The sequence below is a fragment of the Pseudomonas sp. zfem002 genome (assembly GCF_032621685.1).
Classification (GTDB): Bacteria; Pseudomonadota; Gammaproteobacteria; order Pseudomonadales; family Pseudomonadaceae; genus Aquipseudomonas; species Aquipseudomonas japonica.
In genome coordinates this window covers 144,070-167,410 of sequence record NZ_JAVYJH010000019.1, presented here as the reverse complement: position 1 = coordinate 167,410, position 23,341 = coordinate 144,070, and the positions used below count along the sequence as shown (strand labels likewise).

Genomic DNA, 23,341 nt, shown 5'->3' with positions numbered 1-23,341 from the left:
CCTTGACGCTCAACGGCTCCGCCGGCACCGAAAGCAGCACCGTCAGTACCACGGACACAAGAATCAGCAAGGGAACGCTATAGGCAAGAAGGCTTCTTGTTTTCATTGTCGGCTTTCTCCAGACCTGTGCTTCAGTGGCAAAAGCCCGCCAGACGCTGACGGGCCCTGGCTATTTCAACGCTCGTCGACCGTCACGAACTCGCGCCGCTCGGCCATGCTCGCCGGCACCTGCTCTTCATCGGTGAAGAACTGCTCGTACCACTCGCGCAGCTGGTAGACCGGTCCGTCGCTCTCGGCCAGCACCGGCCTGTCGATGCGGATCTTGTGCTTCCAGATATCGACGTCCTGGTAGAACGAGTCGCGGTTGCCCTGGACATAGGCCTTGGCCACTTCGCGGTTCTGCTCCTCGCTCCATTCCGGCACGCGCTTGACCATGCAGCCGAAGCGCAGCTCGAAGCTGTTGGGGCCGACCGGTACGTGGCTGTTGAGCAGGATGGCGTGGATGCGCACATCGCCGAACATCGAGCTGAGGTGGGTCAGGTGGGTCGCCGGGCCGTAGTAGGCCGATTCGGCGATCAGGTCGCCGCCCAGGCGCTCGGAGTCGCCATGGAAGATCTGGTGGCCGATATGCCCTTCGAAGATGTTCGAGAAGTACTTGGTCGGGGTGCCGTGCACCGGGCCGAAGTGCTGGGCGTCCACCAGGTTGTCGACCAGCTCGCGCGGGTTGGTCTCGATCAGCATGGTGTCGATGTTCCACTCATGAATCCATTCCGCGCTGTCCATGACGTCCAGGTGCGGGATGACCACGCCTTCCTTCGGCGGGTTGCCTTCGGGGTTGTTCCAGATGAACAGCAGGTCGTTTTCCTCGCAGGTCAGCCAGGCCCGGGTCTTGGCCTTCGGCGGGATGCGCTTGCAGTAGGGAATGTCCACGCACTTGCCGGCGGTATCGTATTTCCAGTGGTGGAACGGGCAGACCACACGGTCGTTCTCGATGGTGCCCTGGGACAGGTCGGCGCCCATGTGCGGGCAATAGGCATCGAGGATGCTGATGGCGCCCGCGCTGGTGGCGAACGCCACCAGGCGGGTGCCGAAGATGTTCAGGGTGTGCAGCTTGCCGTCACGGTAGTCGGCCGCATTGCCCAGGCAGTGCCAGCCGCGGGCGTAGCGGTGGGTGCGCTGGGCGCTGTCGAGGGAGATTTCTGCGAGTTTCGTCATTTTGTTGTTGTTCCTCGGGTGGAAACTCTTGGATGGCTTAACCCCAATAAAAGGGGGTGTATTCATGGGGGCATGATTGGGCAGAAGCGGCACTGCCTTCATCCTCCAATTGGACTAGGCGAGGTGGCGGGAGCTGAGTGCCCATGGGCCTGCCTTGCAGGCCTTCGCGAGCCAGCTCGCTCCCACCGGGAGGGCTGCAACCAGGCCCTTTACTGGCCGAAACGCCGCGCCGCCTCCGGGCCGAAGTCCTTCGGACTGAAGCCCGGGCGGTTCAGCTGGTAGCCGTTGCGCTGTTCGTTGATCAGGTTGAAGGCCAGGTAGGAGCCGGCGTTGAGGTCGTGGTACAGGCCCACCCCGGCCTGCTGCGCCTGGGTTTCGTAGGCGTAGAAGTAGTTGACCATGGAGGTGCGCCACAGCTCGCCACGGTTGTCGTAGTTGTCGGCGAGCATCGGGAACCAGGTGTCTTCGTCGATATACAGCTTGCGCTTGCCGTACAGGTGGCGGTAACCCGGCTTGAGGGTGCCTTCCAGCTCCCAGACCCGGTGCTTCTCGTAGCGCATGGCGTCCGGGTTGATATGCCCGGGGGTCAGCAGGTCGGCGTACTTCAGGCTCGGCGAGTGCAGGCGATAGGCGTTGTAGGGGATGTACATCTCGCGCTTGCCGACGATCTTCCAGTCGTAGCGCTGGCCGGAACCGTTGAACAGGCGCACCTCGTCGACGGTGATGGAACCACCGCTACCGGGGAACGACATGTCGAAACCATACCCCGGCGACTGCCGCACGCGACGGGTGCCCGGGTCGTAGCGCCAGGCCTGGCGCGGTTCGGTCTTGTCGTTCCAGAACTCGGTGCCGGTGTTGATCTCGCCCTTGTCGCGCTGCGGCAACAGGGTTTCGTTGAGGTAGAACGACGAGTTGCCCTGGGTGTCGCCGATCTTGCCCGGCTCCAGCGGCGGCGCCAGGTTGCGCGAATGCACCCGGCCCCAGTTGATGTTGCCGTCCTTGAGCACGTAGGCGTTGTCGGAGATGTATTCCTCGGTCCAGGCCCGCAGGGTGAAGGTCGAGGCGTTCTTCAGCAGTTCCAGGCCGCTGCGCGGTACCGGGAACGGCGTGCCGCCGGTCTTGCCGACCACGCCTTCGCCGTCGTCCACCAGCCTGGCGATGGCGGCGTTTTCCCGGGTCGCCTGGCACACCGCGTCGTTGTAGCGGAAGTCGCGGTGGCTGGGGTAGATCGGCATCCTGAAGGTGCTCGGGTACAGCTTGAACAGCGCCTTCTGCCCGTCGGAGAGCTGGTCGGCGTACTGCGCCAGGTTGCTCGCGGTGATCACGTACAGCGGTTTCTCGTCCGGGTACGGGTCGACCGGGTGGTTGCCGGTGCCCTTGAAGTCCACCTGGGGCGGCACACCCAGCCATTTGCCGGCGTACGGGGGGATGCTGCCGTCGGCATTGCCGCTCTTGTCCGCGCCGAGGCAGGTCAGTTCGCTGCCCAGACGCGCCACGTCTTCAGGGGCGGCCTGGGCCGGGCCGATGATGACGCTGCCCAGGGCTGCCGCCAGGGTGGCGCTGCGCGTCCACCAGGTCAGGCAACGGGGGGCGAGGATACTGCCGGTCATTGTTGTTCTCCTTGGATTACCGATAGCGGGAGCCCAGTATCGGCAGGGGCTGGAGCCGGCAGCATCGTCCGTGCGGACTAACGCATTTTTACCTGCCGCCGCACCCGCCCGAGGTGCTGGCGCCAGCCCTTCAAACCGCGCTCGCCGGCAGCGGCAGGCTGCCCGCCTGACCGAGGGCGACCACGCTGTTGAGCATGATCCGCACCAGCTCGGTCTGCCGGCGCACGCCGGTCTTGGAGAAGATCGAGCGCAGGTGCGCCCGCGCCGTGTTGCGGCGGATGTTCAGCAGCTCCGAGGCCTCCTCCAGCGACAGGCCGTTGGCCAGTTCCAGCGCCAGGGCGGTTTCCGCCGGGGTCAGGTGATAGAGCTGCGAGGTCACCACATTGCTGACCAGCGACTTGCCCACCGCATCGCGCACATAGACCATCACCGTCGGCTTGCCCTTGCCGTCGAGCAGTTCCTGGGACGGGATCAGTTCCACCACCACGCCCAGATTGACCTGCCCGGACGGCCGCGACACCGACATGGCTTCCGCGCCCTGCCCTGCGCCGTCGCCCTGGCGGGCACGGGTAAAGGCATTGCGCACCAGGCGGCTGAGTTCGCGGTTGTCGCTGGGATAGGTGGCCTCCAGGCGCCCGCCCACCAGCTTGAGGCCATCGTTGCTGTCGAGGATTTCCCGCGCCACCGGGTTGAGCTGCAGGACGCTGCCGCTCTCGTCGAGGACGATGGTGGCCACCGCCAGGCGGCTGATGGTCTGGCTGTACAGGCTGCCCAGGGACTCGCTGCGGTCCAGCAGCGAATGCATGTGCAGGGCCCGGCGCAGGTGCGGCATGAGCATCGCGCACATGGCCCGCTCGGCCTCGCCGAAACGCGCCTGGTCGCGCTGGCGATTGATGCGCAGGCGCAGGATGCCGCCGTCGGGCATGCCGATATCGACGCCGAGCATCTGGTGGCAGCCGTAGGGCTCGCAGTACAGCAGGTAGAAGGATGAACTCAGCCACTCGGCCTCGCTCATCAGATCCTCGATGGTGAACACCCGGTCGACGGGCAGCCTGTCGAACAGGGTGGACTTGGCGTAGTAGGCGTAGTGGTTGACCCCGCCCTCCTCCAGCTCGACATCGCCGGCGACCATCATCGGCGACAGGAACGGCTCGTCGGCGACACGCAGGATCAGGGTGACGAAATTGGCCTGGAACAGCGCGCGCAACTGCTGCAGGGCCTCGCTCATGCGCGGCGTGTCCAGCGCCGCGTCGTATATGGTGCCGATCAGCCGTTCGTAGTCGGCCAGCTCCAGCCCCATCGCTTCCAGGACCCGGGCATTGGGCATCGTGGTCTGCATGGTCAGTCCCCCACGGGCCCGGCCTCGCGGAGCCCGCATCATTGTTTTTATCGTGGTGACGTGCGCGGGCGGTTTCGCCTGACGGAAACACCCGGCGGCGTGATAGCAGGCTTCAGCGGGTGGCGGCAAGCGCGCCGGCGTCGCGGCCCTGGTAGACGCCGCGTTCGCCGGCGACCAGCAGGTGGCGGGCGTTGAGCACCACCGCCGAGGTCAGGGTGCCGAGGCCGAGGCGTTGCGAGCGGTCCTGCACGGCGCCATGGGCGTCGAGACGGATCAGGCGGCTGCCGGCGCCGACCAGGACCAGGCCCTGGTTACCCGGCAGCAGAGCGTGACCGTAGATCGGCTGGTTGCTGCCGACCTCGACGCGCTGCCAGCTGTCGCCGAAGTCGCTGCTGAGAAAGACATGGCCGCGCATGCCGTAGGCCAGCCAGCGCTGGGCGGAAAGCCGCACCACGCCGAACAGCGAGCCGTTGTAGAAGGCGTCGAGGCGCTGCCAGTGCTGCCCGCCATCACTGGAGCGCAGCACCAGGCCCTGCTCGCCCACCAGCATCTGGCGGCCGTCGCGGCCACCGTCGAGGCCGTTGAAGTGAGCGCCGTCGCCGGGCATTTCCCGCACCGTCCAGTGTTGCCCGGCGTCGCTGGATTCCAGGTATTTGCCGTAACTGCCGTAGGCCACCACGTGCTGGCCGTCGCTGCTCCAGACCCCCAGCAGCGGCTCGCCGAGTTCACTGTCGTAGCGCATTTCCCGCCAGCTCTGGCCGCCGTCCTCGGAGCGCAGGATCCAGCCATCATGCCCCACCGCCACCAGCAGGCCGGGCGCGAGGCGGGTGATCGCGGTGAGGGTCGTCTCGCGACCGCCGCCGACCTGGCTGGCCTGCCAGGTCAGGCCACCATCGTCGCTGCGCAGGAGGGTACCGCGCTCGCCCACACCCAGCAGTTGGGCGCCGTCGGCGAGCAAGGCATTGACCTGGACCCGGTCGGCGTTGATTCCGCTGTTCATCAGGGGCACCGGCTGGCGCGGGGCAAAGGCGAAGGCCACCGCGGCGATGACGATGGCGCTCATGACGTAACCGATCAGATTGCGCATGACAGGCTCCCGGACGAGAGATGCGGGCACGGTGCAGGCTTCATCGGGTGATCCTCTTGGTTTTGTTGTCGGGGGATCATCCGACCGGGTGGTCATGCCGGGCATCGTCCAAATGGGGTAGCCGGGCTCTGGCGTAGCTTTCCAGGCGGGCGACTCCGATTGTGGGAGCTCGCTCCCACAAAGGTCCGGAGCAAAATCGGGCTCAAGGCAGTTCGAACAACCCCGCCGCCCCCATGCCGCCACCGATGCACATGGCGACCACGACGAAGCGCACCCCGCGCCGGCGTCCTTCCAGCAGCGCATGGCCGACCATCCGCGCCCCGGACATGCCGAACGGATGACCGATGGCGATGGCACCGCCATTGACGTTCAGGCGCTCCGGCGGGATCTCCAGGGCATCACGGCAATGCAGGACCTGGCAGGCGAACGCCTCGTTGATCTCCCACAGGCCGATGTCCTCACTGCGCAGGCCAAAGCGGCGCAGCAGCTTGGGCACCGCCAGCACCGGACCGATGCCCATCTCCTCCGGCGCGCAGCCCGCCACGGCGATGCCGCGGTAGATGCCCAGCGGGGTCAGCCCGCGGCGCCTGGCCTCGCTGCGGCTCATCAGCAGGCAGGCGGCGGCGCCATCGGAAAACTGCGAGGCGTTGCCGGCAGTGATGAACTCGCCGCGTTCCACCCACTGGCCGTCCTTCCACACCGGCTGCAGCGCCTGCAGGTCCTCCAGGCGGGTAGTGGGCCGGTTGCACTCGTCACGCGCCACCCGCACCCGCTCGTGGCCGGCGGGCTGGCCGTCCTTGTCGAACAGCAGGCGCTCGACCTCGATCGGCACGATCTCGTCATCGAACAGCCCGGCACGCTGCGCCGCCGCGGTGCGCTGCTGGCTGTGCAGGCTGTATTCGTCCTGGGCGGCGCGACTGATGCCATAGCGCCGCGAGACGATCTCGGCGGTTTCCAGCATGGGGATGTAGGCTGCCGGCACCACCTCCAGCACCGCCCTGGACTGGGCGCGGTAGGTGTTCTTGTGCTTGGTCTGGGTCAGCGACAGCGACTCCACGCCGCCACCGACGGCGACGTCCATGTCCCCGGCCATGATGCCGCGGGCCGCCACGCCGATGCTCATCAGCCCCGAGGCGCACATGCGGTCCAGGGCCATGCCCGGCACGCTGTCCGGCAGGCCCGCGGTATAGGCGCAGAGCCGGCCGATGTTGTAGGCCTGGGTGCCCTGCTGCACCGCGGCGCCCATGATCACGTCCTCCACCGCGGCGGGCTCGACGCCGGCGCGCGCCACCACCGCGCGTACCACATGGCCGCCAAGCACCGGGGCCTCGGTATCGTTGAAGGATCCACGGAAGGACTTCGCCAGCGCGGTACGCGCCGTCGAGACGATTACGACTTCATTCATGACAGTTCACTCGGACAGGGGATTGAAGGTGTAGCGGCTGATGGTGTCGATCACGCAGCCCGGACGGCTTTCGCCCTCGATCTCGATACTGACCCGGACCACCACCTGGACCGCCTCGCCCAGTTCCTCGACACGCAGGATCAGGCCATGCCCGCGCACGCGCGAGCCGACCCGCACGGCGGCCGGAAAGCGCAGGCGGTCGGCGCCGTAGTTGACGCCCATGGCCATGTTTTCCAGGGTCATCAACTGCGGCAGGAACAGATTGGCCAGGGACTGGGTCAGGTAGCCGTGGGCGATGCACGCGCCGAACGGGCCGCTGGCGGCACGCTCGGGATCGACGTGAATCCACTGGTGATCGCCGGTGGCCTCGGCGAACAGGTCGATGCGTTGCTGGCTGATCGGCAGCCAGTCGGTATGGCCGAGGTCCAGGCCCTGGGCGTCGAGCAAGGCCCGGGCGCTGCTGAAGACGTGGCGCATGGCGATCTCCTTCAGGCCTGTTGCGAACTGACGGAGAGCACTTCGCCGACCATGTACGAGGCATAGTCGCTGGCGAGGAACATCATCACATTGGCCACCTCCCAGACCTCCGCGGCGCGGCCGAAGGCTTCGCGCCCGGCCAGACTGGCCAGCAGTTCTTCGCTGGAGGCCTTCTTGAGGAAGTCATGCAGGGCGATGGACGGCGACACCGCGTTGATGCGCACGCCGTGCTCGGCGGCTTCCAGGGCACTGCAGCGGGTCAGCGCCATCACCCCGGCCTTGGCCGCGGCGTAGTGGGCCTGCTCCTTCTGCGCCCGCCAGCCGAGCACCGAGGCGTTGTTGACGATGGCCCCGGCGCCGCGCCGCTGCATGTGCGGGAGCATGGCGCGGGTCATGCGGAAGGTGCCGGTGAGGGTGACGTCGAGCACCCGCGTCCACTCCTCGTCGCTCATCTGCACCACGGCCTTCTGCCCGCCGAGGCCGGCATTGTTGATCAGCACGTCGACACCGCCCAGTCGCTGCTCGGCGGCCGCGACCAGGGCCTGGACCTGCGCTTCGACGGTGACGTCGCACAGCTGGCCGTGGATGGCCTCCAGGCCGGTTTCCGCCTTCAGGCGCGCGACCGCCTCGTCCAGGCGACGCGGATGGACATCGGAGATCATCAGCGCCCGGCAGCCTTCCTCGGCACTGCGCCGGGCCGCCGAATAGCCGATGCCGGCACCGGCGGCGGCGGTGATCAGGACCGACTTGCCGGCCAGCAACTGGTGACCGGGTACATAGGGGGGAGCTTGTTTCACTGCGAATGCCTCCAGGAGAAAGAACCCGCTCAGGTATACGGCGGGCGGGCGGGAGGCACATCGTCAAAACGGGGTATGGGGCACAGCGTTCGCGCTACATGGGCGATCGGTGGGGAAATCTTTTGCGGATAAAACCGGGGGGACGTGGTCTAACGTCCATCAGCCGGTATCTGAGTCCAAAGGAGGTGAATCCCCATGCCCGCGGCCATCTCTCCCCGACCACAGACACTGCAGATCGATTTCACCCGCGACACGCTGTTCGGTGTTTCGACCCAGAGCGCCGAGTGCCAGGTGCAACTGGAAGCCCTGAATATCAATGGTCAACCGGGTGTGCAACTGCAGGTCACCCCGCCCCTGCCGCCACGCCTGGAGCATGCGCATACCCTGGTCTTCAGCTGGCGCGGACACACCTGCCGGGGCATCGTGCAGTCATCCCGGCAGTGTCATGACGGCAGCCTGCAACTGCGTCTGGAACTGCAGTGAAGGGCTAGCGTCCGGTCATCAGGCGCGCCGCGGGTCCGGATTTCAGCGCCTGCTGCTCGCGCTCATGACGTACCCGCGTCACCAACTCCGCCAGTGCCCGGCAGTCGGGCAGCGAGCTCAGGTGGACATCGCTGACAGTCATCGCCGCGCGCTGGGCGTCGGCGGGAAAATGCAGGGTCAGGGTCAGGCCGTCGGCGCAACTGACCTCACAGTGATCGGGGAGGAACGCCCCCTCGATCAATTGGCGCAATTCAAGATCGCACACACCATTCATGGGCATGATTCAACCCTCCGGATGAAAAGGATGGCCGTCCAAGTCAGAACCTGCCCGGCGCCGGAATCCAATTGAAAAAAGCCATCTGCCAGCGCTTGCCCCATTGAAGTCGAGCATCACCGCCTGCCGTCGCAACCTGTACGTCTCGAATGTGGGAGAGCGCCGCGGCGACGGGGGTTCAGGCGAATGTCGCGGGTGTCGGACGAAAGGTCGCGCAGTACCGTTCGTCCGTCATCGTCCGGCTCCGGGCAAACTTTTTGCGCGCGATTGTTTTCCGATGGGTAGAGCTGTGCGCAAACCACCCAGAGAAAGGACTTTCCCGCTCCATGATCAACGCCAAACTGTTCGTCATCGACTACCGCCTCAACGGCACGCCCCGTTCCTTCGTCATCCGTGCCGAAACCATGGACAACGCCGAGGCCTGGCACTGGGCCAGTTGCGATGCCGGGGTGGGCAGGATCGGCCGCTACGAGCGGGAGAAAGTCAGGAAGGTGACCCGGCCGGTGGCGGAGCGCTACGGGATCAGCGAGGTGAGTTGGCGGTTGAGCAAATGAACGGTCGTTGCGGTGCTCTCATCGCTGGCAAGCCAGCGATGAGAGCACCGCGATATCAACCCTGTCCCTGCATCCGCCCAAACTTCCCGGCCTGGAAGTCATCGAATGCCTGGACGATCTCTTCCTGGCTGTTCATCACGAACGGCCCATAGCCCACGATCGGCTCATCCAGCGGCTCGCCGCTGAGCCAGAGCAGCTTGGCCTCGCTGTCGGCCTCGATCAGCACCTCGTCGCCGTCACGCTCGAACAGCACCAGTTGCGCCGCGCCGACGGCCTTGCCGCCATTGACCCGCACGCTGCCGTGCAGCACCACCAGCGCCGCGTTGCGCCCGTCGCCACCCGGCAGCCGCACGGACTTGCCGGCCGCCAGTCGCATGTCCCAGACATCCATCGCGGTGAAGGTCCGCGCCGGCCCGGCATGCTCCAGGTAGTGCCCGGCGATCACCCGCAGACTGCCAGCCCCATCAGCCAGCGCCACGCGCGGAATGTCCGCGTCGAGCAAGGTCTGGTAGCCCGCCGGCGCGGATTTGTCCTTGGCCGGCAGATTGACCCAGAGCTGGACCATTTCCAGCATGCCGCCGCTCCTGGCGAACGACGGCGCATGGAACTCTTCGTGGATGATCCCGCCCGCGGCGGTCATCCATTGCACATCGCCCGGACCGATCAGGCCGCCGGCGCCGGTGGAGTCGCGGTGTTCCAGTTCGCCCTGGTAGACGATGGTCACCGTTTCGAAACCACGATGCGGATGCTGACCGACGCCGCGGCGGGCGCTGGTCGCCGGGAAATGCTGCGGTCCGGCATAGTCCAGCAGCAGGAACGGGCTGATGTGCCGGGCCAGGTCGTCGTAGCTGAACAGGCTGCGCACCGGAAAACCATCACCGACCCAGTGGGCCGGCGGGCTGTTGTAGATGCCTTGAATCTTCTTCATGAGAAACCTCCTCGTTGCATGGCAGCCACAATACCCATGCAACGAAAAAGGCGGTAGAGGGCGAAAAAAGCCCTCAGCGTTCCACTGATGGGACGGTCAGGCCGACTTGAACTGCGGCTCGCGGCCCTGCAACAGCCAGGCCTCGATCTGCCGGGCGCTTTCCTGCGGGTCTTCCTGCATGAAGCAATGCCCCCCGGCCACCCTGCGCGGTTCGACCTGCGCATTGAGGCGGGCCCAGCGCGCCAGCGACAGCGGCACGAAGGGATAGGTGCGCTCGCCATGCAGCACCAGGGTCGGGGTCTGTACCCGCGACAGGGAGGCCCACATGCGTTGCGGGAACGAGCTGAAAATCTCCACTTCGCGGCTCGGCCGGCATTTCAGCACCACGCCTTCGCCGCACTCGCCGATGGCGTGATCCACATAGGCCTGCAGCGCCGCCTCGCTCCAGCCCTTGAAGATGCCGCGGGCGTGCAGCGAATCATGCGCGGCCTGGCGGTCCGGCCAGTAGCTGCGGCGCGTCGCCGCCTTGCGTGCGAGGCCGTGGCGACGGTGCATGCCGAACCAGCTGGCGACGCCCATGACCCCGATCATCGAGCGGCTGAACACCACCGGATCGAGCAGCACCGCACGCTGGAACAGCTGCGGTGCGCAATCGAGCATCAGCCCGGTGAGTACCCCGCCGAAGCTGTGCCCGACGGCAAAGTACGGAACATCGCCATACTCCCCGCGACCGGCGTCGAACGCTTCCAGGGCCAGTTCGGCGCTGCGGTTCCAGCCGACGAAGGCGCCGCCGTGGTCGCTGTCGCCATGCCCCTGGACATCGCTCAGCCACAGGTCGAAATGCTCGGCGAGCAGTTCCAGCAGCGGCTGGTAGGCCAGGCAGCAGAAACCGTTGCCGTGGATGAAATGCAGCAGCGGCTTGCCAGTGGCCGGCGAACGCCAGCCGCGCAGGGTGAAGTGTTCGGCGCAATCATGCGTCCAGGGGATCAGTTCCATCGGGGCTCGCAGCGGGAGTCAGGAAAACCCCGATTCTACAAACAGCAGCGGATACAGAGAAAGCACCAGCAGGGCCGCCATCAGCAGGTTAAACAGCCGAAGCCAGCGGGGATTCTGCAAGACCCGGCGCAAGGCGCTGCCGAACATGACCCAGACGCACACCGACGGCAGGTTGACCAGGCAGAACACCAGGGCAATGACGATGACATTGACCAGGTATCCCTGGGCCGGGGTGTAGGTGGTGATCGCCCCCACCGCCATCACCCAGGCCTTGGGGTTGACCCACTGGAACGCCGCAGCGCCGAGGAAACTCAGGGGCTTGCGGCTTTGCGGACCGTCCGCCGCCATCGGCCCGGAAGTGGCGATCTTCCACGCCAGGTACAGCAGGTAGGCGGCCCCGGCGTAGCGCAGCACGGAGTAGATCGCCGGGTAGACCTTGAACACCTCACCCAGGCCAAGGCCCACCGCCAGCACCATCAGCATGAAACCGATGCTCACCCCCAGGGCGTGGGGCACGCTGCGCCGCACGCCGAAGTTGACCCCGGACGCGAGCAGCATGGTGTTGTTCGGGCCAGGCGTGATGGAAGAAACGAAAGCGAACAGCACGAAGGCTGAAAGCAGGTTCAGGGAGGTAAGCAACATGGCAGGCATTCCTGGTGGGGCGATCGTTCGAGTTATGCATCAACCCTACCGGGAAAGCCCGCTCGCCGACCGATACAGTTACCCACCATTACGCAGGTACACCACACTGTTATGCCTGCACGGCAGACTGCGTCCCTTACTGCCATAGCGGATCTGCACTACGATGTCGCCACCCTTTGCCTATCGGATACCCCGCCATGTCGCTGCACATCCGTCCTGCCCGTCGCGAAGACGCCGCGCAAATCCTCGCTTTCATCACCGAACTGGCCGACTACCAGCGTGCCCGCGATGAAGTGGTCGCCAGCCTCGACGATATCCAGCGCGGCCTGTTCGACCAAGACAGCACTGCCAAGGCACTGATCGCTGAACGCGACGGCCAGGCGATCGGTTTCGCCGTGTACTTCTTCAGCTACTCCACCTGGGTCGGCCGCCGCGGGATCTATCTGGAAGATCTCTACGTCACGCCACTGGCCCGCGGTACCGGCGCCGGCAAGCTGCTGCTGCGCCATCTGGCCCGACTGGCCTGCGAGCACGACTGCGCCCGTTTCGAATGGACCGTGCTGAACTGGAACCAGCCGGCCATCGATTTCTACCTTTCTCTCGGCGCCGAAGCCCTGGACGGTCGGGTGCGCTACCGGATGGAGGGTGAAACGCTTCGCGCTTTCGCCAACGGCTGAAACAGGGGAAAACGCCAGGCTCAACGGACTGAACCGAGGAGTACCGTCACATGGCAGTGAAAGCGAATACCCAGACCTTCACCATCATCGCCCAGGACCCGGCGATCGAAGGCACCCCGGGCCAGCCCCTGTTCGCCAGGGTCAGCGTGCCCCTAGAGCGGCTGGGCGACGGGCCGAGCGGCTACCGGCTCAAGGTGGTCGACTTCGACGCCTCGACCGATCGCCTGTACCTCCCTCACTCCTACCAGCAAGAGAGCGGCGACAGGGCCGTCGACCCCTTCACCGCAGGCCATGGCTGCCTGCTGCGCGAGCCTAACTTCCACTGCCAGCACGCCTACGCGGTGGTCATGCGCACCCTGGCGCGCTTCGAACTGGCCCTGGGCCGGCGGGTGCCCTGGGGCTTCGACGGTCATCAGCTGTACATCGTCCCGCACGCCTTCGCCGGGGCCAACGCCTTCTATTCCCGGGAAGACCGCGCGCTGATGTTCGGTTACTTCCACGACGGCGAAGCGTGGGTGTTCACCTGCCTGTCCCACGACATCGTCGTGCACGAAGCCACCCACGCCATCCTCGATGGCCTGCGCGGCGGCCTGGTGCAGGCCTCCGGCCCGGACCAGGCGGCGTTCCACGAAGGCTTCGCCGATGTCGTGGCGCTGCTCTCGGTGTTCTCCCTGCGCGAGGTCATCGCGTTCGCCCTGACCCGGCAGCGTTGCCCGGCCGTCCATGACGACGACGGCATCCGCCTGATCGACGGCGCCGCGCTGAGCCACGACGCCCTGGCCGAGACCCTGCTGTTCGGCCTCGGCGAGCAGTTCGGCGGGGTCATCAGCGGCGTGCGCGGCAATCCGCTGCGGCGCTCGGTGCGGATCGCCCCGTCCGGCAGCTTGCTGGACAGCGCCGAGTACGCCGATCCGCACCGGCGCGGCGAGATCTTCGCCGCGGCCATGCTGCGCGCCATGCTCGACCTGTGGGTGGCGCGCTGCAGCACCCTCGGCCGCTTCGGCAGCGACCTCTACAGCCTCGACGCGGTGATCGACGAAGGGGTCAAGGCCGCCGACCAGTTGCTGACCATCGCCATCCGCGCACTCGACTATTCGCCGCCGCTGGACCTGGAGTTCGGCGACTACCTCGCGGCGCTGCTCACCGTCGACGCCGAGGTGGCGCCCGACGACTCGCGCTACAGCTACCGGCGGATCATCCGCGACAGCTTCGCCGCGTATGGCATCGAGGTCCCCGTCGAGCGTACCGACAAGGACGGTTGCTGGCTGACCTTCGACGACAACGACAAGGTGCGCTACCAGCACTGTCATTTCGATTCGATGCTGCACGACACCGAGGAAGTCTTCCGTTTTCTCTGGGAAAACCGCGCCGTACTGAAGATCGACGAACGCGCGCATACCCAGGTGCTCTCGGTGCGCCCGAGCCTGCGCTTCGGCCCGGATGGCTTCATCCTGCGCGAGACGGTCTGCGAATTCGTCAGCGAGCTCAGGCTGTTCGGTTCCGAGTTCCGCTCGGTGTTCCGCCAGGCGCGTCCGGGGTGGCTGAAGCCGGTCGACGAAGTGACCGTGTTTGGCGCCGGCACGCTGATCTTCGACCAGTACGGCCGCATCAAGTACTACATCCAGCGCCCGCTGACCGACACCGCCTGGCAGATTCGCCGTCTGCAGTGGATGTACGACATCGATGCGCAGGAGCCCCCTGCCGATGCCGACGCCGACAGTGCGCCGTCGGGGCCGTCGGAGCCAGGCATGCCTGACAATACCCGCGCCACGGCCAAGGCCTCGCCGTTTCCGCGGGCGCCCTACGTGCGTGGCCGCAAACTGCCGCACAATACCCGCTGGATTGCCGAGCGGGTACGCCAGATCTTCGGTGATCAACCGCTGCCTGAGCCCAGCGAGCAAGAGACCCTCGTAGCCCTGTAAGGAGTCGTCATGCTCTACCGCATCGCCGCCGACGGCCTGGTCCTGCTGCACCTGCTGTTCATCCTGTTCGCCGTCGGCGGCGCTGTGTTGCTCATCAAATGGCCACGCCTGTGCTGGCTGCACCTGCCGGCGGCGGGCTGGGGCTTCCTGGTGGAGGTGATGCACTGGCCCTGCCCGTTGACCGACTGGGAAAACCGCATGCGCCAGGCCGCCGGGGAACAGGGGTATGCCCAGGGCTTCATCGAGCATTACCTGTTGCCGGTGATCTACCCGGCGGGGCTCACCCCGGGGATCCAGGTGGCGCTGGGCATCACCGTGCTGCTGGTGAACCTGGGCCTGTACACCTGGCTGTACCGGCGGCGCCGCTGAAGCCCGCTCACTCCCGACGGGCGTAGCGCTGCGCGAGTACCGCGCAGACCATCAGCTGAATCTGGTGAAACAGCATCAACGGCAGGATCAGCACCCCCAGCGTGCTTCCGGCAAACAGCAACTGCGCCATCGGCACCCCGGTGGCCATGCTCTTCTTCGACGCGGCGAACAGCAGCGTGATGCGGTCCTCGACACTGAAGCCCAGCCAGCGCCCCAGGCTGCGGGTCAAACACAGCACCAGCGCGAGCAGGCCGCAGCACACCAGCGTCAGGCCCAGCAAGCGCGATGGCGGCACCGCATGCCACAGGCCACTGAGCACCGCATCGCTGAACGCCGTGTACACCACCAGCAGGATCGAGCCCTGGTCCACCGACTTCAGCCAGCCGGCGTTGCGCGCGACCCAGGCGCCGATCCAGCGCCGCGCCAGTTGCCCGGCGACGAAGGGCACCAGCAGTTGCAGGACGATCGCCAGCAGCGCATCCCGCTGCGAACCGCTGCCACCCTCCACGCCCATCAGCAGCATCACCAGCAATGGCGTCAGCACGATCCCCAGCAGGCTCGACGCCGCCGCGCTGCAGATCGCCGCCGGGACGTTGCCGCGGGCCAGCGAGGTAAAGGCGATCGCCGATTGCACCGTGGCCGGCAAGGCGCACAGGTAGAGCACGCCCAGGTACAGGGCATCGCCCACCAGCGGCAGGATCAGCGGCTTGAGCAGCAGGCCCAGCACAGGAAAGAGCACGAAGGTGCAGGCAAACACCAGCAGGTGCAGACGCCAGTGCCCAGCACCGGCGATCACCGCTTCGCGGGACAGCTTGGCGCCATGCAGGAAGAACAGCAGGGCGATGGCCAGGTGGGTCAGGCCGCTGAAGAACGCCGCGCCGACCCCGGAAGCAGGCAGCCAGGTGGCGACGGCGATGACCGCAAGCAGGGCCAGGGTGAAAGTGTCGAACAGTGCGCGCAGGTGTTTCATCGCCGGTTTCCGTCGGGTTGTGCTGGGGACGACGGAGACGATAAGGTGTCGCGGCCTTTCCGACTAACGCGAGAACGCCAGCAATGTCGTCGAATGGACACAACCCGCTCCACCTGGACGACCTGCCCAGCCTGCCGCGCCCGCTCTACGGTCAGCGCGCGAGCCTGCCGAACATCGCCCTGGAGTACCGCCATCGCCATCCCTGGGGGCAGCTGTCCCACGCCCTGCACGGGGTGCTGCAGGTGCACACCGACAACGCCCGCCTGGTGCTGCCGCCACACCGCGCGGTATGGATCGCGCCACACCTGATGCACCGGGTGCACTGCACCCCCGGCGCCTGCATCCGCAGCCTCTACGTCGACCCCGCGCTGCAACTGTGGCCCGCGGCGGATCTGCGGGTGATCGCGGTCGACCCGCTGTTGCGCGAGCTGATTCGCGCCTTCGGCGAGCTGCCGGTGGAGTACGACCGTGACAGCGCCGACGGACGTCTGGTCGAGGTGCTGGTGGATCGCCTGCGCCTGGCCGACGAGCTCGACCTGGTCCTGCCCCAGCCCCGCGATGCGCGCCTGCGCGCGTTGTGCCGCAAGGCCCAGGCGCGCCCCCACGAGCCGCTCGGCCTGGGCGATGCCAGCCGCAAGGCCGGGGTCAGCGAAAAGACCCTGAGCCGCTTGTTCCTCAAGGAAACCGGCATGACCTACCGCACCTGGCGCCAGCGCATGCGCCTGGCCAGCGCGCTGCCGGCGCTGGAGCGCGGCGAGCGGGTCACCGATGTCGCCCTGGCCTGCGGCTATGACTCGCTGTCGGCGTTCAGCGCCGCGTTTCGCCGCCTGTTCGGCCTGTCACCGGGAGAACTGGGCCGGGGCGGCAGCCTGTCGCATGCCTGAAGCGCAGGGGCTTGCTATGCTGCGCGACTGCTGCATCCCCTCTTCCCACACTGCAAGGATTCGACCCTGTGAAAGCTGCCTGCGTACTGCTGCTGGGCCTGCTGCCCTTCATGGCCAACGCCGCCGAAGTCGGCGAGCGCCTGACGCCCTTCACCCTCGCTGACCAGCACGACCACACCTTCACCCTCGATGCCAGCACCCGGGTGCTGCTGGCCGCCGGTGACATGGACGGGGCGAAGCTGGTCAAGGCCGCGCTGGCCGAACAGCCCAAGGGCTGGCTGGAAGCCCGGCATGCCGCCTTCGTCGCCGATATCCAGGGCATGCCGGCGCTGATCAGCAAGCTGTTCGCCATTCCCAAGATGCGCGACTACAGCTACCGCGTGATCCTCGACCGCGAAGGCCAGGTGGTGCCTGGCTATGCCGTGGCGCCGGGCCAGGTGCAATGGCTGCAACTGGACAACGGCACGCTGCTGGCCAAGCGCTCGTTCAGCGATGCCGAAACCCTGCGCAAGGCCCTCGCCGAGCTGCCGCAGGACTGAGCTTCAACTCTCCAGGCCGCGATCGACGTACCAGGTCAGCGGCAGGGTCAACAGCAGGGTCGCCGCCAGCGCCATCAATGCCAGCGGCACCCCGCTGACATCGCCCAGGCGGCCGAAGACGATGGGCGCCAGTGCGCCGCCGCCGATGGTGCCGGTATAGAACAGGGCGAACGCCTGTTCGCGACGGCCCGCGGCCGCCAGTTCCGGTACCACGCCATACAGCACCGACGACGTGCCATTGAGTACCAGGCCCAGCAGCGGCAGCAGGATCATCAGCGCGGTCAGCGGCAGGAACACCGCGGCGACGATCGCCGCCGCGGTCAATGATTCACTGAGCCAGACCGTCTTCAGCAGGCCGATGCGCGCGCCGAGGTAGCCACAGATCAGCTTGCCGAAGGCGCCACCGATGAACAGCAGGGTCAGGGCCAGGCCGATACCGGCGGTGCCGGCGCCCTTGTCGCTGAGCAAAAACGGCAGGAAGGTGAGGAAACCCATGCGCACCGCGCTATCGAGAAAACCGGTGGCCAGCAGCGCGCGCAGGCCACTGGCCGAGCCGCTGCCCTCGCCGGCCCCCGCCTTGCCTGCGGCCACCGCGTGGCGCTCGACGTTGCGCGGAATCAACAGGTACATCGCCAGCGCCGCCAGCAGGCCGAGCACACCGGCCAGGCTGACACTCAGGCGCCAGCTCATCACCGTCAGCGACAGCCCCACCAGCGCCGGGATCAGGGTCTTGCCGATATCGCCGGCGAAGTTGTACTGCGACAGCGCCTGCTTGACCTCGCGGCCCGGCTCGTGGGTATCGCTGACCAGCGACGAGGCCAGTGGATGCTGGGTGCTGGCGCCCAGACCGCCGAGAATCAACGCCGCCATCAGGGCGATCAGGCCGGCAGCCTGCCCGGCCAGCAGATAGGCCACGCCCACCAGCGCGGTGCCACCAATCAGCAGGGTTTCCCGGCCGTAGCGACGTGCGGCGCGGCTGGCGAGCAACTGGAAACCGGCCATGGTCGCCGAGTAGGCGCCGCGCATCAGGCCGATCTGCGCATAGCTCAGGCCGAACTGGGCCTGCCAGATCGGCAGCAGCACGTAGATAAGATCGGTGAGGCCGTCGTTGACGGCATGTGCGCCGCACGCCGCCAGCAAGGCACGGCGGCGCGGGGACGCAGCGGTGGACGGAGGGGAAACGGCAGCCGGGTTGGCATCGTGCATGATCGGAACGCCGGTAGAAATTGGATCCAATCATTAAAACAGTAACAAAAAGTTAAAGCGACCACCTTTTCTCTTGACGGTGCATCAACCCGGAATTTCGGGCTCTACCAGATTGGCCAGCTGGTTCAACGAGTCCTGCCAGCCCAGATAGCAGCCCTCCAGCGGGATCACCTCCGGCAGGCCCTCCTGGACGATATGCACTTCGGTGCCGCACGACACGCTCTTGAAGGTGATGGTGGCGGTGATTTCGCCCGGCAGGTTGGGGTCGTCGAAACGATCGGTGTAGCGAATCAGCTCGTTCAGCAGGAGTTCCTTGTACTCGCCGCCGAAGGCATGGCGCTGGCCGGCGGAGAAGTTGCAGAACGACATCTTGTAGGTTCCGCCAACCCGGGCGTCGAGATGATCGACGTGACAGGTGAAGCCATGGGGTGGCAGCCATTTGGCCATGGCGTCGGCATCGAGAAAAGCACGGTAGACCCGCTCCACGGGTGCCTTGAAGACACGGTGCAGGCGGACGGTATTGCTGGTCATGGGATTATCCTTGTGAATTACTCAGGCATGTGCAGTCAAGACCAGCCCGGCACTCACGTCCAGCGCGTCCGCCTGTAGCGTGACGCGGTTAGCGTTCGTCGCCGAAGTGATCGCTGACCAGGATCGCCCGCGCCAGTTCTTCATCGCTGGCCTGCAGGCCCGGGTGCTCGGCACGTACCTTCTGCAGTACCGCTTCGAGGTAGGCACCGCGGATCGCGCCGCCGCTGGCGACGAAGCTGGAGGCCTCGTCACGGGCCGGGATCAGGCGCTTGTCATCCTTGAAGGTCGAATACAGCGAAGCGGAAACCCCCGCCGAAGTGGCGACATCGCCAGCGTCGACCCGGGCCAGCGCCGAGCCGAAAGGCAGGCACAGCAATAATGAAGAAACAAGCAATGTACGCCGCATGACGGAATCCTCCGGTCAGCCCGAGATAAAAAAGTCAGGTACTACTCAACCTAGGATCCGTTTGGCCGGGTCGGAGTTCCCTTGCAGCCTGTAGAGCCAGCGCCGGGTTGTTCTGCTAGGGTGCAGGTTTTTCCATCCCGGATGTTCTCCATGCGTTTTCCCGCCCTTCTCCTGCTCTGCGCCAGCCCCCTGCTCGCCTGGGCCAGCCCCGACCTCGAAGAACAGGTCCGCGACGTCGCGCAGCAGGTCATGCGTGACAACGGCATCCCCGGCCTGGCGATCGCCATCAGCGACAACGGCAAGCAGTACTTCTACGAATTCGGCGTCGCCGACCAGGCCAGCGGCCGGGCCGTGAGCCGCGACACCCTGTTCGAACTGGGCTCGATCAGCAAGACCTTCAGCGCCAGCCTGGCCGCCAGGGCCGCGCTCGACGGCAAGCTGGCGCTGCAGGCGCAGACCGCCGACTACCTGCCGGAACTGGCCGGCACGCCGTTCGGCAAGCTGACCCTGCTCAACCTGGCGACCCACACCAACGGCGGCATGCCCCTGCAACTGCCCGACGCGATCCATGACAACGCGCAGTTGCTGGCCTGGCTCAGGCAGTGGCAGCCGCAACACAGTCCCGATACCTGGCGTGCCTATGCCAATCCGAGCATCGGCATGCTCGGCGTGATCACCGCCAAGCAGTTGCAGGTGCCCTTCGCCAGCGCCCTGCAGGAGCAACTGCTGCCGGCGCTGGGGCTGCAGCACACCTTCGTGCAGGTACCGGCGCAGCAGCAGGCGCTGTATGCCTGGGGTTACGACAAGGATGGCAAGCCGGTACGGGTCAATCCCGGGGTACTGGCCGACGAGGCCTACGGGGTGAAGAGCAGCAGCCGCGACATGCTGCGTTTCGTCGAGGCCAACCTGGGCCGGCTGGATTTGCCGGCGCCCCTGCAGCAGGCGCTGGACGACACCCGCCGCGGCCACTACCAGCGCGGCGAGATGACCCAGGACCTGGTCTGGGAGCAGTACGATTACCCGCTGGCCCTGCAGACCCTGATCGATGGCAACGACAACCGCTACGCCCTGGAGGGCACCCCGGTGACCGCGTTGCGGCCGCCGCTGGCGCCGCAGTCGAAAGTCTGGGTGAACAAGACCGGGGCCACCAACGGTTTTGGCGCCTATGTGGCGTTCGTGCCGCAGTTGCAGCGCGGGGTGGTGTTGCTGGCCAACCGGAATTATCCAAATGGCGAGCGGGTGAAGCTGGCGTGGCGGTTGTTCGAGTTGCTGGATCAGGCGAGGTGAACGCCATGGAGGGTACGCTGCCCCCTGCTCAGCGCCCCAGCGCCTCGGCAATGAACCCCAGGCGATCCTGGCCAAAGAACATCTCATCCCCGACAAAGCATGTCGGCGCACCGAACACCCCGCGCGCCACCGCTTCCTCGGTCACCGCCTTCAGCGCCGCCTTGACCTCGGGATCGCTCACCTGGGCTTCGAACCCGCCGGCATCGAAGCCTGCCTTGTCCAGCACCTCGGCCACCACCTGGGGATCCCCCAGGTTGCGCCCTTCCCCCCACAGCGCCTGGTACATCGCCGCCAGCCACGCCTCGAAGCGCTCGGGCTCGCGCAGTTGCACCGCGGTCGCGGCGCGCATCAGGGCCAGGGTGTTGATCGGGAAATGCTCGCTGAACTTCAGCGCCACGCCATAACGCTCGGCATGCCGATGCAGGTCGCCGAAGAAGTAACGCGCCTTGGCCGGAATCATCACCGGCGAACTGTTGCCGGTGGCCTGGAACACCCCGCCCAGCAGCATCGGCCGCAGCACCAGGCGCGCACCGTGCTCGGCGCACAGGGCTGGCAACTGGGTCCACGCCAGGTAGCTGGCCGGGCTGCCCAGATCGAAAAAGAATTCAACGGTCTTGCTCATCTCATCAGGTCCTTTTGTACAGGTGGGCGATTTACCAGCGTTCCATCCACGGACGCAGGTCGAGTTCGAAGGTCCAGGCATCCCGGGGCTGGGCATGCAGGTGCCAGTAGTTGTCGGCGATATGCGCGGGATCGAGGATGCCGTCCTGTTCCTTCAGCGCGTAGCGCTCGGGGAAACTGTCGCGGATGAAGGCGGTGTCGATGGCACCGTCCACCACCACATGGGCGACATGGATGTTCCGCGGGCCCAGCTCCCGCGCCATGCTCTGGGCCAGTGCGCGAATCCCGTGCTTGGCCCCGGCGAAGGCGGCGAAACCGGCGGCGCCCCGCAAGCCCGCGGTGGCGCCGGTGAAGAGGATAGTGCCGCGCTCGCGCACGACCATGCGCCGCGCGACCGCCTGCGCGGTGAGGAAGCCGGCGAAGCAGGCCATTTCCCAGATCTTGAAGTACTTGCGCGGGGTCTCCTCGAGAATGCTGCACGGCACATTGGCGCCGATATTGAAGACCATCGCCTCGATCGGCCCGAGGCTGCTCTCGATCTGCTCCACCAGCGCCGTCACCTCTTCTTCCTTGCGTGCATCGGACGCAAAGCCATGGGCCTGGCCGCCTTGCGCGCGGATTTCCTCGAGCAGCGGTTGCAGCTTGTCGGCGCTGCGCCGGGTCACGCAGGCGATATAGCCTTCGCGGGCGAAGCGCTTGGCAATCGCGCCTCCCGTGGCGTCGCCGGCGCCAATCACCAGTACGACTTTGTTGTTCTCGGTCATGGGTGTCGCCTCATTGATGAATGATCGTTTAGTAAACGAACGCTATGCTATGATCCGCCCATTCGTCAAGCGTGGTCATCGAGGATTCGCAGGTGCGCTATTCCACCGAACACAAGGAACAGACCCGGCAGAAGCTGGTGCAGAGCAGCGGCGCCATCGCCAAGCAGGGGGGCTTTTCCGCCACCGGGGTGGCCGGGCTGATGAAGGCCATCGGCCTCACCGGCGGCGCCTTCTACAACCACTTTCCATCCAAGGACGATCTGTTCAGCGAGATCGTGCGCCAGGAACTGTCCGGCAGCTACCTCCACCTGCGCACGCAGTCTGGCGAACTGACCCGCGACAAGCTGCGCCACTGCCTGGACCAGTACCTGAGCCTGGCCCATCTGCACAATCCGCAAAGCGGCTGCGCCATCCCGACCCTGGGCGCGGAGATCGCCCGGGCCGATATCAGCGTGCGCGAGGAAGCCGAGCACTGGCTGAGCACCCTGCACCAGGCCTGGGCCAGCACGCTGGAAGACGAGGCCCTGGCCTGGGCCATGCTCTGCCAATGCGTGGGAGCCCTGCTGGTGGCGCGGATGCTGGCGGGGGAAGACACCCGGCTGGCGGTGCTGCAGGCCAGCCGCGGTTTTCTGGAGAAGGCCATGGAACAGCCCTGACAGGCTGATGCCCGTCAATAGGCGCCTGGCGGCGCCATTGAGCGACGATCAGTGCAGGTCGTTGCGTCGATACAGGCTCAGGCCCACCGCCAGCACCGCGAGCATGCCGGCGCAGCCGCGGTTGATCCATTGCATCACCCGCGCCGAGAACGCGCGCACGGCATGCCGGCCACCAAGGGCATAGACGATCATCACCAGGCAATCCAGGGATGCGGTCACCAGCGCGAGGATCACGTACTGCTGCAGGACCGGCTGTTCGGGGCGGATGAACTGCGGCAGGAACGCCGAGAAGAACAGCAGCCCCTTGGGATTGGACAGGCCGACGATCAAGGCGCGCAGGAAGGTCGAGCGGGCACTGACCGCAGACCCAGCGCCACTGACCCCGAGGGCCTTGACCGGCGCGCGCCAGAGCACCACCGCCAGGTACAGCAGGTATGCCGCGCCGATCCATTTCACCAGGCTGAACAACTGCTCCGACGCCTGCAGCAGCGCCCCCAGGCCACAGCCTACGGCAGCGATCAGGACCAGGTCGGACAGCATCGCCCCGGCCATGCCGAAGCCGGCCACGCGCATGCCGTGGCTGGCACCGTTGTTCAACGCCAGCAGCATGGCCGGGCCGGGGGTGATCATCACCGCGCTGGCGGCGATGATGTAGAGCAGAAGAGTCGAGGCGTCCATGACGGCTCCAGGCAGATCAAAGGG

General features: G+C 66.4%; 27 protein-coding genes. 9 read left to right on the top strand and 18 right to left on the bottom strand.

The features are described 5' to 3' along the window. Positions 1-174 precede the first annotated feature (174 nt). The 7 genes from RTI28_RS20605 to RTI28_RS20575 form a co-directional block, all read right to left on the bottom strand. Positions 175-1,215 (bottom strand): Rieske 2Fe-2S domain-containing protein, encoded by a 1,041-nt coding sequence (locus tag RTI28_RS20605; RefSeq protein ID WP_316922135.1) that lies wholly within the window; start codon positions 1,213-1,215, stop codon positions 175-177. Positions 1,216-1,424: 209 nt separating this feature from the next. Beyond that, positions 1,425-2,825 carry a DUF1329 domain-containing protein gene (locus tag RTI28_RS20600; protein WP_316922134.1) on the bottom strand — a complete coding sequence of 467 codons (1,401 nt, stop codon included), beginning with the start codon at positions 2,823-2,825 and terminating at the stop codon, positions 1,425-1,427. A gap of 130 nt (positions 2,826-2,955) precedes the next feature. Then, on the bottom strand, positions 2,956-4,164 hold the full coding sequence (locus tag RTI28_RS20595; protein WP_316922133.1) for a helix-turn-helix transcriptional regulator: 1,209 nt from the start codon (positions 4,162-4,164) through the stop codon (positions 2,956-2,958). A gap of 112 nt (positions 4,165-4,276) precedes the next feature. Beyond that, positions 4,277-5,251, bottom strand: a complete 975-nt coding sequence (locus RTI28_RS20590; RefSeq protein ID WP_316922132.1) for a WD40/YVTN/BNR-like repeat-containing protein — start codon at positions 5,249-5,251, stop codon at positions 4,277-4,279. A 202-nt stretch (positions 5,252-5,453) separates the two neighbouring features. Then, positions 5,454-6,656, bottom strand: a complete 1,203-nt coding sequence (locus RTI28_RS20585) for an acetyl-CoA C-acyltransferase (protein ID WP_316922131.1) — start codon at positions 6,654-6,656, stop codon at positions 5,454-5,456. 6 nt (positions 6,657-6,662) lie between these two features. Beyond that, positions 6,663-7,133, bottom strand: a complete 471-nt coding sequence (locus tag RTI28_RS20580; protein ID WP_316922130.1) for a MaoC family dehydratase — start codon at positions 7,131-7,133, stop codon at positions 6,663-6,665. Between the two features lie 11 nt (positions 7,134-7,144). After that, positions 7,145-7,930: an SDR family oxidoreductase gene (locus RTI28_RS20575; protein ID WP_316922129.1), complete on the bottom strand. Its 786-nt coding sequence runs from the start codon at positions 7,928-7,930 to the stop codon at positions 7,145-7,147. Between the two features lie 195 nt (positions 7,931-8,125). On the opposite strand from RTI28_RS20575, the gene RTI28_RS20570 reads away from it, so the two are divergent. Next, positions 8,126-8,413 (top strand): hypothetical protein, encoded by a 288-nt coding sequence (locus RTI28_RS20570; protein WP_316922128.1) that lies wholly within the window; start codon positions 8,126-8,128, stop codon positions 8,411-8,413. A 4-nt stretch (positions 8,414-8,417) separates the two neighbouring features. On the opposite strand, the gene RTI28_RS20565 is transcribed toward RTI28_RS20570, so the two are convergent. Then, positions 8,418-8,693, bottom strand: a complete 276-nt coding sequence (locus RTI28_RS20565) for a DUF1652 domain-containing protein (protein ID WP_316922127.1) — start codon at positions 8,691-8,693, stop codon at positions 8,418-8,420. Positions 8,694-9,013: 320 nt separating this feature from the next. Here RTI28_RS20565 and RTI28_RS20560 point away from each other — a divergent pair, with 320 nt between their 5' ends. After that, positions 9,014-9,241 carry a DUF6555 family protein gene (locus RTI28_RS20560; RefSeq protein WP_316922126.1) on the top strand — a complete coding sequence of 76 codons (228 nt, stop codon included), beginning with the start codon at positions 9,014-9,016 and terminating at the stop codon, positions 9,239-9,241. Positions 9,242-9,296: 55 nt separating this feature from the next. On the opposite strand, the gene RTI28_RS20555 is transcribed toward RTI28_RS20560, so the two are convergent. From RTI28_RS20555 to RTI28_RS20545, 3 genes are all read right to left on the bottom strand, one after another. After that, complete coding sequence (locus RTI28_RS20555; RefSeq protein WP_316922125.1) at positions 9,297-10,169, bottom strand: pirin family protein; 873 nt, start codon at positions 10,167-10,169, stop codon at positions 9,297-9,299. 96 nt (positions 10,170-10,265) lie between these two features. Next, a complete protein-coding gene (locus tag RTI28_RS20550; RefSeq protein ID WP_316922124.1) occupies positions 10,266-11,165 on the bottom strand; it encodes an alpha/beta hydrolase in 900 nt (299 codons plus the stop codon). An 18-nt stretch (positions 11,166-11,183) separates the two neighbouring features. After that, the gene (locus RTI28_RS20545; RefSeq protein ID WP_316922123.1) at positions 11,184-11,816 is read right to left on the bottom strand and encodes a LysE family translocator; all 633 of its coding nucleotides are present in this window, start codon (positions 11,814-11,816) and stop codon (positions 11,184-11,186) included. 188 nt (positions 11,817-12,004) lie between these two features. On the opposite strand from RTI28_RS20545, the gene RTI28_RS20540 reads away from it, so the two are divergent. Genes RTI28_RS20540 through RTI28_RS20530 form a run of 3 tightly spaced genes read left to right on the top strand, consistent with a single transcriptional unit; the run spans position 12,005 to position 14,775 of the window. Continuing rightward, positions 12,005-12,484 (top strand): GNAT family N-acetyltransferase, encoded by a 480-nt coding sequence (locus RTI28_RS20540; protein ID WP_316922122.1) that lies wholly within the window; start codon positions 12,005-12,007, stop codon positions 12,482-12,484. Between the two features lie 50 nt (positions 12,485-12,534). Beyond that, on the top strand, positions 12,535-14,406 hold the full coding sequence (locus tag RTI28_RS20535; protein WP_316922121.1) for a hypothetical protein: 1,872 nt from the start codon (positions 12,535-12,537) through the stop codon (positions 14,404-14,406). Positions 14,407-14,415: 9 nt separating this feature from the next. Further along, positions 14,416-14,775: a DUF2784 domain-containing protein gene (locus RTI28_RS20530; protein ID WP_316922120.1), complete on the top strand. Its 360-nt coding sequence runs from the start codon at positions 14,416-14,418 to the stop codon at positions 14,773-14,775. Between the two features lie 7 nt (positions 14,776-14,782). Here RTI28_RS20530 and RTI28_RS20525 read toward each other — a convergent pair whose 3' ends face one another. Next, positions 14,783-15,745: a bile acid:sodium symporter family protein gene (locus tag RTI28_RS20525; RefSeq protein WP_316922119.1), complete on the bottom strand. Its 963-nt coding sequence runs from the start codon at positions 15,743-15,745 to the stop codon at positions 14,783-14,785. A gap of 83 nt (positions 15,746-15,828) precedes the next feature. Between RTI28_RS20525 and RTI28_RS20520 the strand changes: the two genes are divergently transcribed. Both RTI28_RS20520 and RTI28_RS20515 read left to right on the top strand, forming a co-directional pair. Beyond that, positions 15,829-16,629, top strand: a complete 801-nt coding sequence (locus tag RTI28_RS20520) for a helix-turn-helix transcriptional regulator (RefSeq protein WP_316922118.1) — start codon at positions 15,829-15,831, stop codon at positions 16,627-16,629. A 68-nt stretch (positions 16,630-16,697) separates the two neighbouring features. Beyond that, positions 16,698-17,168: an FAD/FMN-containing dehydrogenase gene (locus tag RTI28_RS20515; RefSeq protein WP_316922117.1), complete on the top strand. Its 471-nt coding sequence runs from the start codon at positions 16,698-16,700 to the stop codon at positions 17,166-17,168. A gap of 3 nt (positions 17,169-17,171) precedes the next feature. Here the strand turns inward: RTI28_RS20515 and RTI28_RS20510 are convergent, their stop codons facing one another. The 3 genes from RTI28_RS20510 to RTI28_RS20500 form a co-directional block, all read right to left on the bottom strand. Further along, positions 17,172-18,374, bottom strand: coding sequence for an MFS transporter (locus tag RTI28_RS20510; protein ID WP_316922116.1), 1,203 nt, complete (start codon positions 18,372-18,374; stop codon positions 17,172-17,174). Positions 18,375-18,458: 84 nt separating this feature from the next. Continuing rightward, entirely contained in the window at positions 18,459-18,905 is a 447-nt protein-coding gene (locus tag RTI28_RS20505) for an SRPBCC family protein (protein ID WP_316922115.1), read from the bottom strand. Positions 18,906-18,993: 88 nt separating this feature from the next. Then, positions 18,994-19,311, bottom strand: a complete 318-nt coding sequence (locus RTI28_RS20500; RefSeq protein ID WP_316922114.1) for a DUF2388 domain-containing protein — start codon at positions 19,309-19,311, stop codon at positions 18,994-18,996. A 150-nt stretch (positions 19,312-19,461) separates the two neighbouring features. On the opposite strand from RTI28_RS20500, the gene ampC reads away from it, so the two are divergent. Continuing rightward, positions 19,462-20,598, top strand: a complete 1,137-nt coding sequence (gene ampC / locus RTI28_RS20495) for a class C beta-lactamase (protein WP_316922113.1) — start codon at positions 19,462-19,464, stop codon at positions 20,596-20,598. A 28-nt stretch (positions 20,599-20,626) separates the two neighbouring features. Here ampC and RTI28_RS20490 read toward each other — a convergent pair whose 3' ends face one another. Then, positions 20,627-21,220: a 2-hydroxychromene-2-carboxylate isomerase gene (locus tag RTI28_RS20490; protein WP_316922112.1), complete on the bottom strand. Its 594-nt coding sequence runs from the start codon at positions 21,218-21,220 to the stop codon at positions 20,627-20,629. Positions 21,221-21,251: 31 nt separating this feature from the next. Then, the gene (locus RTI28_RS20485) at positions 21,252-21,983 is read right to left on the bottom strand and encodes an SDR family oxidoreductase (protein ID WP_316922111.1); all 732 of its coding nucleotides are present in this window, start codon (positions 21,981-21,983) and stop codon (positions 21,252-21,254) included. Positions 21,984-22,075: 92 nt separating this feature from the next. Between RTI28_RS20485 and RTI28_RS20480 the strand changes: the two genes are divergently transcribed. After that, complete coding sequence (locus tag RTI28_RS20480; RefSeq protein WP_316922110.1) at positions 22,076-22,639, top strand: TetR/AcrR family transcriptional regulator; 564 nt, start codon at positions 22,076-22,078, stop codon at positions 22,637-22,639. A 48-nt stretch (positions 22,640-22,687) separates the two neighbouring features. Here the strand turns inward: RTI28_RS20480 and RTI28_RS20475 are convergent, their stop codons facing one another. After that, a complete protein-coding gene (locus RTI28_RS20475) occupies positions 22,688-23,317 on the bottom strand; it encodes a LysE family translocator (protein WP_316922109.1) in 630 nt (209 codons plus the stop codon). Between the last annotated feature and the right edge of the window lie 24 nt (positions 23,318-23,341).

Bases quoted from the DNA above. Each gene is read 5' to 3' on its own strand.
- RTI28_RS20605 (WP_316922135.1), bottom strand. From the start codon at position 1,215: ATGACGAAACTCGCAGAAATCTCCCTCGACAGCGCCCAGCGCACCCAC.
- RTI28_RS20600 (WP_316922134.1), bottom strand. From the start codon at position 2,825: ATGACCGGCAGTATCCTCGCCCCCCGTTGCCTGACCTGGTGGACGCGC.
- RTI28_RS20595 (WP_316922133.1), bottom strand. From the start codon at position 4,164: ATGCAGACCACGATGCCCAATGCCCGGGTCCTGGAAGCGATGGGGCTG.
- RTI28_RS20590 (WP_316922132.1), bottom strand. From the start codon at position 5,251: ATGCGCAATCTGATCGGTTACGTCATGAGCGCCATCGTCATCGCCGCG.
- RTI28_RS20585 (WP_316922131.1), bottom strand. From the start codon at position 6,656: ATGAATGAAGTCGTAATCGTCTCGACGGCGCGTACCGCGCTGGCGAAG.
- RTI28_RS20580 (WP_316922130.1), bottom strand. From the start codon at position 7,133: ATGCGCCACGTCTTCAGCAGCGCCCGGGCCTTGCTCGACGCCCAGGGC.
- RTI28_RS20570 (WP_316922128.1), top strand. From the start codon at position 8,126: ATGCCCGCGGCCATCTCTCCCCGACCACAGACACTGCAGATCGATTTC.
- RTI28_RS20565 (WP_316922127.1), bottom strand. From the start codon at position 8,693: ATGCCCATGAATGGTGTGTGCGATCTTGAATTGCGCCAATTGATCGAG.
- RTI28_RS20560 (WP_316922126.1), top strand. From the start codon at position 9,014: ATGATCAACGCCAAACTGTTCGTCATCGACTACCGCCTCAACGGCACG.
- RTI28_RS20555 (WP_316922125.1), bottom strand. From the start codon at position 10,169: ATGAAGAAGATTCAAGGCATCTACAACAGCCCGCCGGCCCACTGGGTC.
- RTI28_RS20550 (WP_316922124.1), bottom strand. From the start codon at position 11,165: ATGGAACTGATCCCCTGGACGCATGATTGCGCCGAACACTTCACCCTG.
- RTI28_RS20545 (WP_316922123.1), bottom strand. From the start codon at position 11,816: ATGCCTGCCATGTTGCTTACCTCCCTGAACCTGCTTTCAGCCTTCGTG.
- RTI28_RS20540 (WP_316922122.1), top strand. From the start codon at position 12,005: ATGTCGCTGCACATCCGTCCTGCCCGTCGCGAAGACGCCGCGCAAATC.
- RTI28_RS20535 (WP_316922121.1), top strand. From the start codon at position 12,535: ATGGCAGTGAAAGCGAATACCCAGACCTTCACCATCATCGCCCAGGAC.
- RTI28_RS20530 (WP_316922120.1), top strand. From the start codon at position 14,416: ATGCTCTACCGCATCGCCGCCGACGGCCTGGTCCTGCTGCACCTGCTG.
- RTI28_RS20525 (WP_316922119.1), bottom strand. From the start codon at position 15,745: ATGAAACACCTGCGCGCACTGTTCGACACTTTCACCCTGGCCCTGCTT.
- RTI28_RS20520 (WP_316922118.1), top strand. From the start codon at position 15,829: ATGTCGTCGAATGGACACAACCCGCTCCACCTGGACGACCTGCCCAGC.
- RTI28_RS20510 (WP_316922116.1), bottom strand. From the start codon at position 18,374: ATGCACGATGCCAACCCGGCTGCCGTTTCCCCTCCGTCCACCGCTGCG.
- RTI28_RS20505 (WP_316922115.1), bottom strand. From the start codon at position 18,905: ATGACCAGCAATACCGTCCGCCTGCACCGTGTCTTCAAGGCACCCGTG.
- RTI28_RS20500 (WP_316922114.1), bottom strand. From the start codon at position 19,311: ATGCGGCGTACATTGCTTGTTTCTTCATTATTGCTGTGCCTGCCTTTC.
- ampC (WP_316922113.1), top strand. From the start codon at position 19,462: ATGCGTTTTCCCGCCCTTCTCCTGCTCTGCGCCAGCCCCCTGCTCGCC.
- RTI28_RS20490 (WP_316922112.1), bottom strand. From the start codon at position 21,220: ATGAGCAAGACCGTTGAATTCTTTTTCGATCTGGGCAGCCCGGCCAGC.
- RTI28_RS20485 (WP_316922111.1), bottom strand. From the start codon at position 21,983: ATGACCGAGAACAACAAAGTCGTACTGGTGATTGGCGCCGGCGACGCC.
- RTI28_RS20475 (WP_316922109.1), bottom strand. From the start codon at position 23,317: ATGGACGCCTCGACTCTTCTGCTCTACATCATCGCCGCCAGCGCGGTG.